The organism is Kocuria sp. SL71 (assembly GCF_026672465.1).
In the GTDB taxonomy this organism is placed as follows: domain Bacteria; phylum Actinomycetota; class Actinomycetes; order Actinomycetales; family Micrococcaceae; genus Kocuria; species Kocuria palustris.
This window is the reverse complement of record NZ_JAPPRE010000001.1, coordinates 1,713,095-1,728,788: the sequence shown is the minus strand read 5'-3', so window position 1 is coordinate 1,728,788 and position 15,694 is coordinate 1,713,095. Positions and strand designations below refer to the sequence as shown.

Below are 15,694 nucleotides of genomic sequence, written 5' to 3'. Positions count from 1 at the left end.
CATGGCTCTCAAGTTGAAGAGGGGCAAGTCGAAGTCCGCGGCGCGCAACCGCCGTCACCTTCGCGTCCGCAAGCACGTCTCGGGAACCGCCGAGCGTCCGCGCCTGGTCGTGAACCGCTCCAGCCGGCACATGTTCGTCCAGGTCATCGACGACAAGGCCGGTGTGACGCTCGCGTCCGCATCCACCATGGAAGCCGAGCTCCGCGCCGCGGAGTCGGACAAGTCGGAGAAGGCCAAGCGCGTGGGCGAGCTCGTCGCCGAGCGCGCGAAGGCAGCCGGCATCGAGGCCGTCGTGTTCGACCGCGGGGGCAACAAGTACCACGGTCGTGTGGCAGCCGTCGCTGACGGCGCCCGTGAGGGAGGTCTGGCACTGTGAGCGAGCAGAACACCGAGAACACCACCACCGAGACTCAGACCGAGTCCACCGGTGCAGAGCAGTCCAACCAGGGTAGCGGCGGCGATCGCGGCGGGCGCGGCGGCAATGACCGCGGCGGTCGCAACGATCGTGGCGGACGCGGTGGCAACGACCGCGGCGGCCGCGGCGGCCGTGGCGGCCGCGGAGGTCGCGACGAGGAGAAGGACAAGTTCCTCGAGCGCGTCGTGACCATCAACCGCGTGTCCAAGGTCGTCAAGGGCGGCCGTCGCTTCAGCTTCACCGCACTCGTCGTGGTGGGCGATGGCGAGGGCATGGTCGGCGTCGGCTACGGCAAGGCCAAGGAGGTCCCCGCGGCGATCCAGAAGGGCGTCGAGGAGGCGAAGAAGAACTTCTTCCGCGTCCCGCGCATCGAGGACCGCACCATCCCGCACCGCGTGCAGGGCGAGGCCGCCGCAGGCGTCGTCATGCTGCGTCCGGCCACTCCGGGTACCGGCGTGATCGCCGGCGGTCCGGTGCGCGCCGTGCTCGAGTGCGCCGGCATCCACGACGTCCTGTCGAAGTCGCTGGGCTCGTCGAACCAGATCAACATCGTGCACGCGACCATCGAGGCGCTGCGCATGCTCGAGGAGCCCGCTGCTGTGGCTGCTCGTCGCGGCCTGTCGATGGAGGACGCCATCCCGGCGCCCCTGCGCGGCATCCAGCAGAAGGCAGGTGCGTGATGACCACTCCGAAGCGAATCAAGGCTGACGGCCGGGACATCCGGATCACCCAGACCCGTTCCGTGGTCGGCCAGAAGCAGAACATGCGCGACACCCTGCGTTCTCTGGGCCTCAAGCGCCCCGGCAACGTGGTCGTCCGCAAGGCGGATGAGGTGACGGTCGGCATGGTCAACACCGCCGCCCACCTCGTGCAGGTTGAGGAGGCCTGATCATGGCTGAGCAGAACACCGACAGCGTCGTGTCCGTGGACGGCACGACCTCGAGCGCCCTGAAGATCCATCACCTGCGTCCGGCTCCGGGCGCCAAGAAGGCCCGCCAGCGCGTGGGCCGCGGTGAGGCGTCGAAGGGCAAGACCGCAGGCCGCGGCACCAAGGGCACCAAGGCCCGCTACCAGGTGCGTCCGGGCTTCGCAGGCGGGCAGCTCGCGCTGCACATGCGCCTGCCGAAGCTGCGCGGCTTCACCAACCCGTTCCGCGTCGAGTACCAGGTCGTGAACCTGGACCGCCTGGGGGAGCTGTTCCCCCAGGGCGGCACGGTGGACGTCGACCAGCTCGTGGCCAAGGGCGCGGTTCGCAAGAACCAGCCGGTCAAGGTGCTGGGCGACGGCGAGATCTCTGTGGCCGTGAACGTCACGGCGCACAAGTTCTCCAAGTCGGCCGCTGAGAAGATCTCCGCCGCGGGCGGTTCGACCACCGCTCTGTGATCCTGGCGGCGGGCTAGGCGATCCCCGAGGATCCGCCCCGAGTCCGCCACCGGATCGCGACCAGAAGGGCCTGTCTCCCGCACGGGGGACGGGCCCTTCTGCCGTCTGCGCAGGCGGAGGGCCGCCTTCGGCTGTGAGGAGGCGCTCCCGGGCCCGATGCGCTGATGCTGGACACGATGGTTAGAATTGCACGGGCCATCACAGCCCCATGCCGACCCCCGCCCGTCCCAGGGCGTTCGCCGGATGACGGAAGACCGGCCGACGGTCTGCCCCCACGACCAGAGGAGAGTCGATTGCTCAGCGCTTTCGGACGGGCGTTCAAGACTCCCGAGCTGCGGAACAAGCTGCTGTTCACCATCGGGATCATCGTGATCTACCGCCTGGGCACCTTTGTCCCGGCTCCCGGTGTGGACTACGGCAACGTCCAGCAGTGCCTGGCCCTGGGCAATGCCAGCGGCGGCGTCTACGACCTGGTCAACCTCTTCAGCGGCGGAGCCCTGTTGCAGGTGTCCATCTTCGCCCTGGGCGTGATGCCCTACATCACGGCGAGCATCATCGTCCAGCTCCTGCGAGTGGTCATCCCGCGCTTCCAGGAGCTGCATGAGGAGGGTCCGCAGGGCCAGGCCAAGCTCACGCAGTACACGCGCTACCTCACCATCGGGCTGGCGCTGCTGAACGCGACCACGATCGTCTCCCTGGCCCGGTCGGGCCAGCTGCTGGGCGACTGCCCGCTGCCGATCATCCCGAACGACTCGGTGCTGACCATCGCGATCATCATCATCGCGCTGACCGCCGGCACGACCGTGATCATGTGGCTCGGCGAGCGGATCACGGAGCACGGCGTGGGCAACGGGATGTCGTTGCTGATCTTCACCTCGATCGCGGCGTCGTTCCCGTCGGCCCTGGGCCAGATCTTCAACACGCAGGGCGCGCTGGTCTTCGGGCTCGTCTGCCTGGTGGGCCTCGTGGTGATCATCTGCGTGGTCTTCGTGGAGCAGTCGCAGCGCCGCGTGCCGGTGCAGTACGCCAAGCGGATGATCGGCCGCCGCACGATCGGCGGCTCGACCACGTACATCCCGCTCAAGGTCAACATGGCCGGCGTCATCCCGATCATCTTCGCCTCGTCCATGCTGATGCTGCCCGGGCTCGTGACCCAGTTCGCGGCGCCCACGGACGGCTCGCCCATGCCGGGGTGGATCAACTGGATCAACACCTACCTGGCCTCCGGCGACCACCCGGTCTACATGGTCACGTATTTCCTGCTGATCGTGTTCTTCACGTACTTCTACGTCTCGATCACCTTCAACCCGGAGGAGGTCGCCGGGAACATGAAGCGCTACGGCGGCTTCATCCCGGGCATCCGCGCCGGGCGCCCCACGGAGAAGTACCTGCAGTACGTCATCAGCCGCATCACGCTGCCCGGCGCGCTGTACCTCGGCGTGATCTCGATGATCCCGCTGGTGGCCCTGGTGCTCTTCGATGCCAACCAGAACTTCCCGTTCGGCGGTCCGTCGCTGCTCATCATGGTGGGCGTGGGCCTGGATACTGTGAAGCAGATCGACGCTCAGCTCCAGCAGCGCCACTACGAGGGCCTGCTGCGCTGAAGCGCTGACGTCGGCGTGCAGAGCGGGCCCGGCGCAGCCATCCACCATCCGCTCCAGATCAGGAGAAGCACATGACTCGCATGCTGATCATCGGCCCGCCCGGTGCGGGCAAGGGCACCCAGGCGGTGCGCATCGCCGAGCGCCTGGGGATCCCGGCCATCTCGACCGGGGACATCTTCCGGGAGAACATCCGCGGCGGCACCGAGCTCGGCAAGGAGGCCCAGTCCTACACCGATGCCGGCAACCTGGTCCCGGACTCCGTGACCAACCGCATGGTGCGCGATCGGCTGTCGTGGGACGACTCCGCCGAGGGCTTCCTGCTCGACGGCTACCCGCGCAACACCGCCCAGGCGGAGGAGCTCGACCGCATCCTGCAGGAGTCCGGCACCCAGCTGGATGTCGTCCTGCAGCTGACCGCGGATCGGGACGAGCTGGTCGCGAGACTGCTCAACCGCGCCCAGGAGCAGGGCCGCACGGATGACACCGAGGACGTCATCCGGCACCGACTGGACGTCTACGACCGCGAGACCGCCCCGGTGATCAGCCTCTACGCCGACCGCGGCTTGGTCACCGAGGTCGACGGCCTCGGCACGATCGACGAGGTCACCGAGCGGATCGCTCAGGCCCTGGCCTGATCCGCCGCCGGACGGTGCAGCCTCCGAGAGCATGATGCACCCACGGGTGCGCGGCGCGGCGGAGACCACCATGGCCCCAGCGGGGTCGCACGACAGCGCAGGGCCGGTGCCGCGAGCACCGGCCCTGCGCACTGCCCGAGAAGAGAGGGGGCGGCATGTTCGGCCGCCGCAAGATCGAGTACAAGACCGATGAGCAGCTGCGCGGCATGGTCCGTGCCGGCGTGGTGACCTCCCGCGCGCTCGACGCCGCGGTGGCCGCCGCACGCCCGGGGGCCACGACGGCAGACGTCGACGCCGCCTTCCGCGAGGTGCTGGCCGCCAACGGGGCCACGTCCAACTTCCTGGGCTACTTCGGCTACCCGGCGACGGTCTGCGTGTCCGTCAACGAGGAGGTCGTCCACGGCATCCCGGGCGAGCGCGTCCTGGAGACGGGGGACATCCTCTCGATCGACGGCGGCGCGATCGTCGACGGCTGGAACGGCGACTCCGCCCGCACCGTGATCCTCGGCAACCCGTCGGAGGAGGACCAGCTGCTCTCGGACGTGACCCGCGAGGCCATGTGGCGCGGCATCGCCGCGGCGGCCACCGGAACCCGTGTCGGCGACATCGGCGCGGCGATCGAGGACCACGTGCGCGAGCGCGTGGGCCAGCGCCTGGGGATCCTGGAGGACTACGTGGGCCACGGCATCGGCTCGCAGATGCACATGGCCCCGGACGTGCTCAACTACCGCGCCTCGGGCGGCTCGCCGGCGCTCAAGCCGGGCATGTGCCTGGCCATCGAGCCCATGCTCGTCACCGGAGGCATCGCTACCTCGACCCTGTCCGATGACTGGACCGTGGTCACCGACGACGGCGGCCGCGCCAGCCAGTGGGAGCACTCCGTGGCGATCCACCGCGGCGGGCTGTGGGTGCTGACCGCCGAGGACGGCGGTGCCTCCGAGCTCGAGCCCCTGGGCGTCACGCCTGTGCCGATCCCCGGCAGCTGAGAAGACACAGCCCTCCCCTCATGAGCGACCCTGATCGGGACGCGCCGCAGAACCGACACCGCCCCACCGGGGCCTGGAGACATCGTGAGCCAGACCAACCAGCCGCTGCCGGATCCGACCGTGGGTCGGCCCGAGACGCCGATCGCCCCCGTCGAGGAGCTCGACGAGGCGCAGATCCTGGGAGATGACGCCGAGACCGAGATCTCGGAGGTTGAGACCGCCCAGCCGCCGGTGGACATGGAGCAGACCGACCCGGATGCCGGCACCGCGGACACCCCGCGCCCGGTGCCGGGCCAGCTCGTGTTCCAGGCCGCCCGTCGCGGCAAGCCTCCGCGCCATCTCGCCGACACGGACATGGCAGGACGCCGGGAGATGCTCAAGGAGATGGGGCACAAGCCCTTCCGCGCCGAGCAGCTCTCGCGCCACTACTTCGAGCGCTTCGCCTCCGATCCGGCGGATATGACCGATCTGCCCAAGGACGGGCGCGAGCAGCTGGTGCACGACACCATGCCCGAGCTGCTCAGCACCGTGCGCACGCTCAGGGCCGACGGCGGAGACACCGTCAAGCGCGTGCACCGGCTCTTCGACGGAGCCCTCGTGGAGTCGGTGCTCATGCGGTATCCGAACCGCGTGACCATGTGCATCTCATCCCAGGCCGGCTGCGGCATGAACTGCCCGTTCTGCGCGACGGGGCAGGCGGGGCTGACCCGCAACCTCTCGGCAGCAGAGATCGTGGGCCAGGTGGTCGAGGGCATCCGCATGACCCGCGACGGCGAGGTCGGGCGCCGCGAGCAGGATCCGCAGCGTGTCTCGAACATCGTCTTCATGGGGATGGGGGAGGCCCTGGCCAACTACAGGTCGACCATGCAGGCGGTCCACCGCCTGATCGACCCGGCGCCGGAGGGCCTGGGCATCTCGGCGCGCGGGCTGACCATGTCGACCGTCGGGCTCGTGCCGGGCATGCGCAAGTTCACCCGCGAGGGCCTGCCGATCACCCTCGCCCTGTCCCTGCACGCCCCCGACGACGAGCTGCGCGACGAGCTCATCCCGATCAACAACCGGTGGAAGGTCGACGAGGCGCTGGACGCGGCCCGTGAGTACTTCGATGCCACCGGACGGCGTGTGTCCATCGAGTACGCCCTGATCCGGGACATGAACGACCAGGGCTGGCGCGCCGACCTGCTGGGGGAGAAGCTCAACGCCCGCGGAGCAGGCTGGGTCCACGTCAACCCGATCCCGCTGAACCCCACCCCGGGCTCCAAGTGGACGGCCTCGCGCCGGGGCGTGGAGCAGAACTTCGTCGAGCGCCTGCGTGCCCACGGCATCCCCACGACCGTTCGCGACACCCGCGGCTCGGACATCGACGGCGCCTGCGGGCAGCTGGCCGCCGCGAGCTGAGCCGAGCAGCACTGGGCGACCGCCCGGAGGGATCGAGATCACCCTTCCTGAGGCCGAAGGAGGCCCCGGACCATCTTGTCCACAGGGCCGCAGTAGCGTAATGTCTTCTGCTGGTTGTCTGCGTATCCCTCTGCGTGCCCGGACATCGCCCCGCACCTGTCTCGCCCCCGGGCGTCGGCTGTCGTGCGCGGGACCGGAAGCAGCAGAGATCTGCAGACAGAGAGCCGAACCCCGCCCGTCTCCTTCGGGAGCGGGCACTGAAGTGAGCGGAGTACATGGCTAAGAAAGACGGAGTCATCGAGATCGAAGGCGGCGTGGTCGAAGCGCTCCCGAACGCAATGTTCCGGGTTGAGCTCGACAACGGCCACATCGTCCTGGCCCACATCTCCGGAAAGATGCGCCAGCACTACATCAGGATCCTCCCGGAGGACCGTGTGGTGGTGGAGCTGAGCCCCTACGACCTCTCACGGGGTCGGATCGTCTACCGCTACAAGTGAGTCGGAGAGTCGTCGGTCCTGCCGGCGGCGCCGATTCGTCCAGCAAACGCGAAGGAATGCGATGAAGGTCCAGCCGAGCGTGAAGCAGATCTGCGAGAAGTGCAAGGTGATTCGCCGCAACGGACGAGTCATGGTGATCTGCGAGAACCCGCGCCACAAGCAGCGTCAGGGCTGAATCAGCCCTGAGGCGAGATATCCGCCGCACCAGCGGTGGATGACAGAGGCACCGCTCCCGACCGGAGAGATCCAGGCGGGCACCCCCGGGCACGGAGGCCGGGGACCACGGAACAGGGCTCATGCCCACCGATGGACAGCGATGCTCCAGACCTCCGGAACGAACCGAGGAGAACAGCCGATATGGCACGTCTCGCAGGCGTCGATCTTCCGCGCGACAAGCGCGTGGTGATCGCACTCACGTACATCTACGGCGTCGGGCCGACCCGCGCCAAGGAGGCCCTCGCGGCCACCGAGATCCCCTCCGATGTCCGGGTCAAGGACCTGACCGACTCCCAGCTGGTCGCACTGCGCGACTTCATCGAGGGCAGCTTCAAGGTCGAGGGCGACCTCCGCCGCGAGGTCGCCGCCGACATCCGCCGCAAGGTCGAGATCGGCAGCTACCAGGGCATCCGCCACCGTCGCGGTCTGCCTGTGCACGGTCAGCGCACCAAGACGAACGCTCGCACCCGCAAGGGCCCCAAGCGCACCGTCGCCGGCAAGAAGAAGTAACGCGCTCACCTGATCTGAACCGGTGCGGCCGCTCGTCGCGCCGAATGCACAGAAGACCACCACGCAGCAGGAGTAGAAATGCCCCCTAAGACTCGTGCGACCGCCGCTCGCAAGCCGCGTCGCAAGGACAAGAAGAACGTCACCCAGGGCCAGGCCCACATCAAGTCGACGTTCAACAACACCATCGTCACCATCACCGACCCGTCGGGTGCGGTCCTCTCCTGGTCCTCGGCCGGCGAGATGGGCTTCAACGGCTCCCGCAAGTCGACCCCGTACGCCGCTCAGATGGCCGCCGAGGCCGCTGCCAAGCGCGCGCAGGAGCACGGCGTCCGCAAGGTCGACGTCTTCGTGAAGGGCCCGGGATCCGGCCGCGAGACCGCGATCCGCTCCCTGCAGGCCACCGGCATCGAGGTCGGCTCGATCCAGGACGTCACCCCGAGCGCTCACAACGGCTGCCGCCCCCCGAAGCGCCGCCGCGTCTGATCACCGGCACGGCTGAGCCGCGACGGGGCCTCGCCCCTCGCGCCGGCCGTGCCCTCCGCTGCCGTCGGGTCCGATTCCGACGGCAGCGTCCAGAGAGTGCTCCACCACCTGCGTGCGTCATATAGCGGAGGCACGCCGAAAGGAAACATCAGTGCTCATTGCACAGCGTCCTGCCCTTTCCGAAGAGGTCGTGGCCGACAACCGCTCCCGGTTCACCATCGAGCCGCTGGAGCCCGGCTTCGGCTACACCCTCGGCAACTCGCTTCGCCGCACCCTGCTCTCGTCGATCCCCGGTGCCGCTGTCACCAGCGTGCGCATGGACGGCGTCCTCCACGAGTTCTCGACCATCGAGGGCGTGAAGGAGGATGTCACCGAGCTCATCCTGAACGTCAAGAAGCTGGCCGTGTCCTCCGAGGAGGACGAGCCCGTCACCGCGTACCTGAACAAGCAGGGGCCCGCCGAGGTCACTGCCGCTGACATCCAGGTGCCGGCCGGGGTCGAGATCCACAACCCGGGTCTGCCGATCGCCACGCTGAACTCGAAGGCCAGCCTGAACCTCGAGCTGACCATCGAGCGCGGCCGCGGCTACGTCACCGCCGCTCAGAACAAGCTGGCGGATGCCGAGATCGGCCGCATCCCGGTCGACTCGATCTACTCGCCGGTGCTCAAGGTGACCTTCCGCGTGGAGGCCACCCGTGTCGAGCAGCGCACGGACTTCGACCGCCTGGTCCTGGACGTGGAGACCAAGGAGTCCATCTCCCCGCGCGATGCCATGGCCTCGGCCGGCACCACGCTGGTGGAGCTGTTCGGCCTGGCTCGCGAGCTCAACATCGAGGCGGAGGGCATCGAGATCGGCCCGTCCCCGACCGACGCCGCCATGTCCGCCGACATGGCGCTGCCGATCGAGGATCTCGAGCTGACGGTGCGCTCCTACAACTGCCTCAAGCGCGAGGGGATCCACAGCGTGGGCGAGCTCGTGACCCGCTCCGAGGCGGACCTCATGGACATCCGCAACTTCGGCGCGAAGTCCATCGACGAGGTCAAGGCCAAGCTCCAGGAGCTGGGTCTGGCCCTCAAGGACTCGCCTCCCGGGTTCGAGGCGGCCGCGCGGCCCGCGGCCATCGACGACGAGAACCCGTTCGACGTTCAGTAATCCTTCCGCCTCTCCTCATCCGGACCGCCGCGCGCCCCGAGCGCCGGACGGCAACGGCTGAGTCACTTCCAGGAGACCAATCACCATGCCTGCACCTACCAAGGGACCCCGTCTCGGCGGCAGCCCGGCGCACCAGCGCCTGATCCTGCGCAACCTGTCGCAGCAGCTCTTCGAGCACAAGCGCGTCACCACCACGGTGACCCGTGCTCGTCGCGTGCGCCCGTACGCCGAGAACCTGATCACCGCCGCCAAGAAGGGCGATCTCAACGCCCGCCGCAAGGTCCTGGGCCAGCTGTCCGACAAGTCCGTCGTGCACGAGCTGTTCACCACCATCGCCTCGGCGATGGAGGACCGTCCGGGCGGCTACACCCGCATCACCAAGATCGGCAACCGCAAGGGCGACAACGCGCCCATGGCGGTCATCGAGCTCGTCATGGAGCCCGTGGCCACCAAGGCGACCGTCGCCGAGGCCGAGGCGGCCACGCGCACTGCGGCTCCGGCCGCCGAGCCGGCCGCTGCCGCTGAGCCGGCTGCTGCCGAGGACGTCGTGTCCGACCCCTCGACCCCGCTGGCCGAGGAGGGCGGCGTCAGCGCCGCCGCCGCGGATGCCGAGGCCCAGGCCTCAGGCGACATCGAGGCCGACGAGTTCGCCGGCTCCGCCAAGCCGCTCGAGTCCGGCGAGGCCCCCGAGGGCTTCACCATCAAGGGCAACAAGGACTCCATGAAGTTCCACGTGCCCGGCTCGCGCTGGTACGCCTCCACCCGAGCCGAGGTCTGGTTCGACACCAAGGCCAACGCCGAGGCCGCCGGGTTCGCCCCGGCAGGCGGCGCAGCCGCCCAGAAGATCGACGGCGAGTGATCTTCGGGCTCTGAGGCTCTCGGGTCTCGGGCCGACGACGGCCGCCGTGCGGATGCCTGCGCATCCGCACGGCGGCTTTCGCGTTTCCGCAGGGCCGACGGCGGCAGCAGCCGGGCCGTGCGCTGGTCGGGCAGCGATCGCGCACAGGACACTTGCCGGGGCTGAAGGATCCGCCCCAGTGAACCGCCCAGGAGCGCGGCAACCGATCGACGACGGATGAGGGAGGCGAGGCGATGAGCACGCAGAGGCAGAGCCCAGCAGGGGCGGGCGCCGCCGAGGCGGTGCGCTTCCGCCTGGACCTGGCCTACGACGGCACGCCGTTCGCGGGCTGGGCTGTGCAGCCCGGGCTGGAGACGGTCCAGGGCAGCCTGGAGGCTGCCCTGGAGCTGGTCGTTCGCGCTCCGGCCCGGCTCGTGGTGGCAGGACGCACCGATGCCGGTGTGCACGCCCGCGGGCAGGTCGCCCATGCCGATCTCACCGGCGAGCAGGCGATGCGGGTGCTCAGCGGTCGGGAGGGTCCGCGACCGGACGGACTGGAGCGGCGCCTGGCCGGAGGCCTGAGCCGGATCCTGGGCTCCGACAGGCGCCGACGGGGGCTTCCGGAGATCCCGGGGGCGATCGTCGTGCGACGAGCCAGGCCCGCCCCCGAGGGCTTCGACGCCCGATTCTCGGCGGTCGCGCGGCGCTACGTGTACCGGATCGACGACGGAGCGGCCGGCCACGACCCGCTGACCCGGAAGTCCACCTGGGCCCTCGATCATCGGCTGGACGAGACCGCCATGCGGGAGGCCGTCGAGCCGCTTCCGGGGCTGCACGACTTCCTGAGCTTCTGCCGCCCCCGGACGGGGGCGACCACCATCCGGGACCTGCAGGGGATCTCCCTGCGGCGCACCGACAGCGGTCTGCTCGAGGTCGAGCTGCGCGCCGATGCCTTCTGCCACTCGATGGTCCGCTCGATCGTCGGGTCGATGGTCCGGGTGGGCAAGGGCGAGCGGCCCGCCTCCTGGCTGCGGGACAGGCTGGAGGAGCGGTCCCGGTCCTCCGAGACGCTGCTGGCGCCTCCCCAGGGGCTCGTCCTGGAGGAGGTCGTGTATCCGGAGGACTCGCAGCTGGCGCAGCGAGCCCGGCTCACGCGAGCGCGTCGGGAAGGGGCCTGAGCCGCGGCCGGCCCCGGTGGAAACGGGCGGCCGCTTCGGGTAGGGTGGCCTGCTGTTGTGCGTGTCCCGCCTCGGTTCACGTGTACCCGGATCCGCCGTCCAGTTGCAGGGCACAGGGCGATCTGGTGCGCTGAGGTTCTGGGGACCCGGATGCTGCTCGGCCCTCACCCGAGCCCCGGAGGCACACGGAATCCGGCCCCTGACCCCAACTCAGGGCCACTCTTCATCGAACGAAGGCAGATCAACGTGCGCACGTATACCCCGAAGCCCGGTGACGTCCAGCGTGACTGGTACGTCATCGACGCGACCGACGTCGTCCTGGGCCGTCTGGCCAGCCACGCGGCAGTCCTGCTGCGCGGTAAGCACAAGGCCACCTACGCCCCTCACGTCGACACCGGCGATTTCGTGATCGTCGTCAATGCGGACAAGGTCGCCCTCACCGGCGACAAGCTGCAGAAGAAGATCGCGTACCGCCACTCGAACCACCCCGGCGGCCTCACCGCGACCACCTACGCCGAGCTGCTCGCCAAGAGTCCCGAGCGTGCGGTCGAGAAGGCCATCAAGGGCATGCTCCCCAAGAACAAGCTGGCGGCTCAGCAGCTGTCCAAGCTCAAGGTCTACGCCGGCCCGGAGCACCCGCACGGTGCGAACAAGCCCAAGACCTTCGAGTTCAACCAGGTCGCCCAGTAATCCGGGCCTACGAGAACGACTGACACAAGGAGAACATCGTGGCTCAGAATACTGATGAGCAGTTCGCGCAGGACGGTGAGGAGCTGACCTCCTACACCTCCGAGTCCACCGGCGCAGCCGCCGAGTCCGCCGTCGCCACCGAGCGTCCGGCGCTGACCGTCCCCGGCCAGGGCACCGGCCGCCGCAAGGAGGCTGTCGCTCGCGTCCGCCTGATCCCCGGCTCCGGCCAGTGGAAGATCAACGGCCGCACGCTGGAGGAGTACTTCCCCAACAAGCTGCACCAGCAGGAGGTCAACGACCCCTTCACGCTGCTGGACCTGCAGGGCGCCTACGACGTCATCGCGCTGGTGCACGGCGGCGGCCCCTCCGGCCAGGCCGGTGCCATGCGCCTGGGCGTCGCCCGCGCGCTCAACGAGATCGACGCGGAGCACAACCGCTCGACCCTCAAGAAGGCGGGCTTCCTGACCCGTGACGCCCGCGTCATCGAGTCCAAGAAGGCAGGCCTCAAGAAGGCCCGCAAGGCCCCGCAGTACTCCAAGCGCTGATCCAGCGCCTCTGCGCAGCTCCCGCCTGATCGGGACTGCCTGCCCCAGCGCCTCGTCGCACACGGACATCGTCCGTCAGCGGCGGGGCGCTGTCGCGTCGACAGGGCGCGTGCGACGGGACTCCTCGGCGGCTGTCCGTGCCGCTGCGACTCGTCGGCGGCGAGACCCGGGCCCAGAGTCCGGCCGAGCCACGACCCCGCATGTGGTGGATGGAATGCGTCAGCGCGGCCCACGGGCCTAGGATGTTGGATCGATGACACGAATCTTCGGAACCGACGGCGTACGCGGTCTGGCCAATGAGCTGCTCACGGCAGACATGGCGCTGGACCTCTCTCAGGCAGCGGCCATCGTGCTGGGCCACGACCATGCGGCTGATGGCCGCCGTCCCAGGGCTGTGCTCGCCCGGGACGGCCGGGCCTCGGGCGAGTTCCTGGGTGCGGCCGTAGCCGCCGGGCTCGCGGCCTCAGGCGTCGACGTCGAGGACGCCGGCACCGTGCCGACCCCGGCGCTGGCCTACCTGGTGGGCGACACCGAGGCGGACTTCGGCGTGATGATCTCCGCCTCGCACAACCCGGCCCCGGACAACGGGATCAAGTTCCTGGCCGCCGGCGGCAAGAAGCTGCCGGACGCCGTGGAGGACCGGATCCAGGCCGTCTACGACGCCAAGGACTTCCGTCGGCCCACCGGCGCCGGGGTGGGACGCATCCGCACCCTCACCGACGCCGAGGACCGCTACGTGATGCACCTGGTCGCGGCCATCCCGCACCGCCTCGAGGGGCTGAAGATCGTTCTGGACTGCGCCCACGGCGCCGCCTCCGGTCCGTCTCCGGACGCGTTCCGCGATGCCGGGGCCGAGCTGGTCGTGATCGGCGCCCAGCCCGACGGCCTCAACATCAACGACGGCGTGGGCTCGACCCACCTGGGGCCGCTGAAGGAGGCCGTGGTGGCCCACGGGGCGGATCTCGGCATCGCCCATGACGGCGACGCAGATCGCTGCCTGGCCGTGGACGCCCAGGGGCAGGAGATCGACGGCGACCAGATCATGGGCATCCTGGCGGTGGCCATGCACCAGGCCGGGCGCCTGAAGGACGACACCCTGGTGGTGACGGTGATGTCCAACCTGGGGCTCAAGCTCGCCCTGCAGGAGCGCGGCATCCGGATCGTCGAGACCAAGGTCGGGGACCGCTACGTCCTCGAGGCCATGGTCGAGCACGGCTTCAACCTGGGCGGCGAGCAGTCCGGTCACGTGATCATGGCGGACTGGGCCACGACCGGCGACGGCCTGCTCACCGGCCTCATGCTGGCCTCTCAGGTGGCGGGGACCGGCCTGCCGCTGTCCGAGCTGGGCACGGTCATGACCCGCCTGCCGCAGCGTCTGCTGAACGTGAAGGGCGTGGACCGCTCCGCCGCCTCGACCGACGAGGGCGTGGCGGAGGCCGTGGCGGAGTCGGAGAAGCGACTGGGGGAGACCGGCCGTGTGCTGCTGCGTCCCTCCGGAACCGAGCCCGTGGTGCGCGTGATGGTCGAGGCCGCCACGCAGGAGCAGGCCGACGAGGAGGCCGCCGCGCTGGCCGAGGTCGTGCGGCAGCGGCTCGCCCTGGGCTGAAGCCCCGGCTGAGACCCGCTGCCTGCTCGACTGAAGCGGCGACGCAGGATGAGGAGGAGCCCCGACGGCATCGCCCGTCGGGGCTCCTCCTGCTTCTGATCAGCGGCTCCGAGCGCAGAAGAAGGCCCCTGCCGCGAGTCGCGGCAGGGGCCTTCTTCTCTCTCCCAGCGCCGCCCGGCGCTGTGCTCTCAGATCATGAGGTGAATGGGGGCGGTGGAGCCTGTGGGGCTCAGACGGACGGCGTGTCCTTGGGCGAGACGCTCTCGGCCTGGCCGGCGCCCGGGACGAGCGCGTCCCGGATCTCGGTGAGCAGGGCGACCTGCGGGTCGACCTCCTCCTCGTCCGGGTTGATGCCGAGGCGCAGGTTGCGGCGCTCGATCATCTTGTTCATCGGCATGACGACCACGAAGTAGAGGGCCGCGGCGATGATGAGGAAGTTGATGATGACGGTGAGCCACGCGCCCAGGCGGACGTAGTTCTCGGTGCCGTTGACCTGGATGGCCAGGAACTGATCGAAGTTGGGGAACCCGATCAGGCCCGAGATCAGCGGCATGATGACCGAGTCCACGAGCGTGGAGATGACGGGGGCGAACGCGCCGCCCACGATGACGGCGACGGCAAGGTCGATGACGTTGCCCTTCATGATGAATTCCTTGAAACCCTGAAGCATGAGGGCAACAGTAGCGGTGAAGGACGTGTCAACCTATTGCCGGGAAGCTTTTTCTCGGATCTCAGATGGTGATTTCCGTCACACTGCTCTCGGGGCGCGACCCCGTCGTGACCTGGGGCGTCAGGAGTAGTCCGGTGCGGGGCCCGTTCCGTAGAACTTCTCGAGCGTGGCAGCTCCGGAGTCGGCGAACTCCTGGGCGCGCTCCTCGCCGATGTAGCGGAAGTGCCAGGGCTCGTAGGCGTAGCCCGTGACGTCCTCGCCGTCCTGGGGGTAGCGCAGCACGAATCCGTAGTCCTGCGCGTGCTCGGCGGCCCACTGGGCCGCTGCCGTGTCGGCGAAGCACTCCTGCAGGTCGCAGCCGGAGCCGTCGGCGATGTCCATGACCAGACCCGTCTGGTGCTCCGAGTGCCCGGGGCGGGCCGAGATGGTGTCGGCGGTCTCCTGGCCGTTGACGTCGACCCAGTGCTGATAGGTGGTGACCTGCTCGTCGTAGGGGCGGTAGGCCGAGGTGATGCTCACGGTGATGCCCTCGTCTCGCATGTCCGAGAGCATCTGCTGGGCGGCTCCGGCTGCGTCCTCGCGCAGCTGCTGGCCCTCGATGTCCTCGAGCGGCTCCGGGGCGTAGTCCTCCGGATCCAGCGGGCGCGCCTTGTTGACGACCACATCGGTCGAGGTGGAGGTGTCGACGTCGGCGTCGGACACGGCGGCCGCGCCGGATTCAGCCTCTGCCTCCGCGCCGCCGCTCTGGGCGGAGTCCGCGGCGGCGGAGCTGCTGGAGTCCTCCTGCGGCTGCTCGGATCCGCATGCCGAGAGGCCCAGAAGGCCCAGCAGGGTGACGGAGGCGGCCAGGCGGCGGGGGAGGGGGGTGGTCATGATCGGGCTCCGAT

General features: G+C 69.4%; 20 protein-coding genes. 18 read left to right on the top strand and 2 right to left on the bottom strand.

Going from position 1 to position 15,694, the window contains the following annotated elements; all coding sequences use genetic code 11:
- Position 1: 1 nt before the first annotated feature.
- The 18 genes from rplR to glmM all read left to right on the top strand — a co-directional run bounded on the left by rplR (position 2) and on the right by glmM (position 14,137).
- Positions 2-376 (top strand): 50S ribosomal protein L18, encoded by a 375-nt coding sequence (rplR, locus tag OVA15_RS07720; protein WP_024289933.1) that lies wholly within the window; start codon positions 2-4, stop codon positions 374-376.
- Positions 373-1,095: a 30S ribosomal protein S5 gene (rpsE, locus tag OVA15_RS07715; protein ID WP_006213492.1), complete on the top strand. Its 723-nt coding sequence runs from the start codon at positions 373-375 to the stop codon at positions 1,093-1,095. The genes rplR and rpsE overlap by 4 nt, the downstream gene beginning before the upstream one ends.
- Positions 1,095-1,304: a 50S ribosomal protein L30 gene (gene rpmD / locus OVA15_RS07710; RefSeq protein WP_024289934.1), complete on the top strand. Its 210-nt coding sequence runs from the start codon at positions 1,095-1,097 to the stop codon at positions 1,302-1,304. Before rpsE ends, rpmD begins: the two co-directional genes overlap by 1 nt.
- Before the next feature lie 2 nt (positions 1,305-1,306).
- Entirely contained in the window at positions 1,307-1,798 is a 492-nt protein-coding gene (rplO, locus tag OVA15_RS07705; RefSeq protein WP_006213490.1) for a 50S ribosomal protein L15, read from the top strand.
- A gap of 293 nt (positions 1,799-2,091) precedes the next feature.
- Complete coding sequence (gene secY / locus OVA15_RS07700; protein ID WP_006213489.1) at positions 2,092-3,402, top strand: preprotein translocase subunit SecY; 1,311 nt, start codon at positions 2,092-2,094, stop codon at positions 3,400-3,402.
- Between the two features lie 71 nt (positions 3,403-3,473).
- Positions 3,474-4,037 carry an adenylate kinase gene (locus OVA15_RS07695; protein WP_268144162.1) on the top strand — a complete coding sequence of 188 codons (564 nt, stop codon included), beginning with the start codon at positions 3,474-3,476 and terminating at the stop codon, positions 4,035-4,037.
- A gap of 155 nt (positions 4,038-4,192) precedes the next feature.
- Positions 4,193-5,023 carry a type I methionyl aminopeptidase gene (gene map / locus OVA15_RS07690; RefSeq protein ID WP_006213487.1) on the top strand — a complete coding sequence of 277 codons (831 nt, stop codon included), beginning with the start codon at positions 4,193-4,195 and terminating at the stop codon, positions 5,021-5,023.
- A gap of 237 nt (positions 5,024-5,260) precedes the next feature.
- Positions 5,261-6,421, top strand: coding sequence for a 23S rRNA (adenine(2503)-C(2))-methyltransferase RlmN (rlmN, locus tag OVA15_RS07685; RefSeq protein WP_268145657.1), 1,161 nt, complete (start codon positions 5,261-5,263; stop codon positions 6,419-6,421).
- Positions 6,422-6,696: 275 nt separating this feature from the next.
- Positions 6,697-6,918 carry a translation initiation factor IF-1 gene (infA, locus tag OVA15_RS07680; protein WP_006213485.1) on the top strand — a complete coding sequence of 74 codons (222 nt, stop codon included), beginning with the start codon at positions 6,697-6,699 and terminating at the stop codon, positions 6,916-6,918.
- A gap of 61 nt (positions 6,919-6,979) precedes the next feature.
- Positions 6,980-7,093, top strand: a complete 114-nt coding sequence (gene rpmJ / locus OVA15_RS07675) for a 50S ribosomal protein L36 (protein ID WP_006213484.1) — start codon at positions 6,980-6,982, stop codon at positions 7,091-7,093.
- A gap of 182 nt (positions 7,094-7,275) precedes the next feature.
- The gene (rpsM, locus tag OVA15_RS07670; RefSeq protein WP_006213483.1) at positions 7,276-7,644 is read left to right on the top strand and encodes a 30S ribosomal protein S13; all 369 of its coding nucleotides are present in this window, start codon (positions 7,276-7,278) and stop codon (positions 7,642-7,644) included.
- Between the two features lie 78 nt (positions 7,645-7,722).
- Positions 7,723-8,127, top strand: coding sequence for a 30S ribosomal protein S11 (gene rpsK, locus OVA15_RS07665; protein WP_006213482.1), 405 nt, complete (start codon positions 7,723-7,725; stop codon positions 8,125-8,127).
- A gap of 151 nt (positions 8,128-8,278) precedes the next feature.
- A complete protein-coding gene (locus tag OVA15_RS07660) occupies positions 8,279-9,280 on the top strand; it encodes a DNA-directed RNA polymerase subunit alpha (protein ID WP_006213481.1) in 1,002 nt (333 codons plus the stop codon).
- An 85-nt stretch (positions 9,281-9,365) separates the two neighbouring features.
- The gene (gene rplQ / locus OVA15_RS07655; protein ID WP_006213480.1) at positions 9,366-10,139 is read left to right on the top strand and encodes a 50S ribosomal protein L17, sunset domain variant; all 774 of its coding nucleotides are present in this window, start codon (positions 9,366-9,368) and stop codon (positions 10,137-10,139) included.
- Between the two features lie 233 nt (positions 10,140-10,372).
- A complete protein-coding gene (truA, locus tag OVA15_RS07650; protein ID WP_268144157.1) occupies positions 10,373-11,296 on the top strand; it encodes a tRNA pseudouridine(38-40) synthase TruA in 924 nt (307 codons plus the stop codon).
- Positions 11,297-11,542: 246 nt separating this feature from the next.
- Positions 11,543-11,986: a 50S ribosomal protein L13 gene (gene rplM / locus OVA15_RS07645; protein ID WP_006213478.1), complete on the top strand. Its 444-nt coding sequence runs from the start codon at positions 11,543-11,545 to the stop codon at positions 11,984-11,986.
- A gap of 38 nt (positions 11,987-12,024) precedes the next feature.
- Entirely contained in the window at positions 12,025-12,531 is a 507-nt protein-coding gene (gene rpsI, locus OVA15_RS07640) for a 30S ribosomal protein S9 (protein ID WP_024289940.1), read from the top strand.
- A gap of 253 nt (positions 12,532-12,784) precedes the next feature.
- Complete coding sequence (gene glmM / locus OVA15_RS07635; RefSeq protein ID WP_053447815.1) at positions 12,785-14,137, top strand: phosphoglucosamine mutase; 1,353 nt, start codon at positions 12,785-12,787, stop codon at positions 14,135-14,137.
- A gap of 229 nt (positions 14,138-14,366) precedes the next feature.
- Here glmM and mscL read toward each other — a convergent pair whose 3' ends face one another.
- Both mscL and OVA15_RS07625 read right to left on the bottom strand, forming a co-directional pair.
- Positions 14,367-14,807, bottom strand: a complete 441-nt coding sequence (gene mscL / locus OVA15_RS07630) for a large conductance mechanosensitive channel protein MscL (protein ID WP_051452684.1) — start codon at positions 14,805-14,807, stop codon at positions 14,367-14,369.
- A gap of 120 nt (positions 14,808-14,927) precedes the next feature.
- Entirely contained in the window at positions 14,928-15,680 is a 753-nt protein-coding gene (locus OVA15_RS07625) for a M15 family metallopeptidase (RefSeq protein ID WP_268144153.1), read from the bottom strand.
- Positions 15,681-15,694 lie beyond the last annotated feature (14 nt).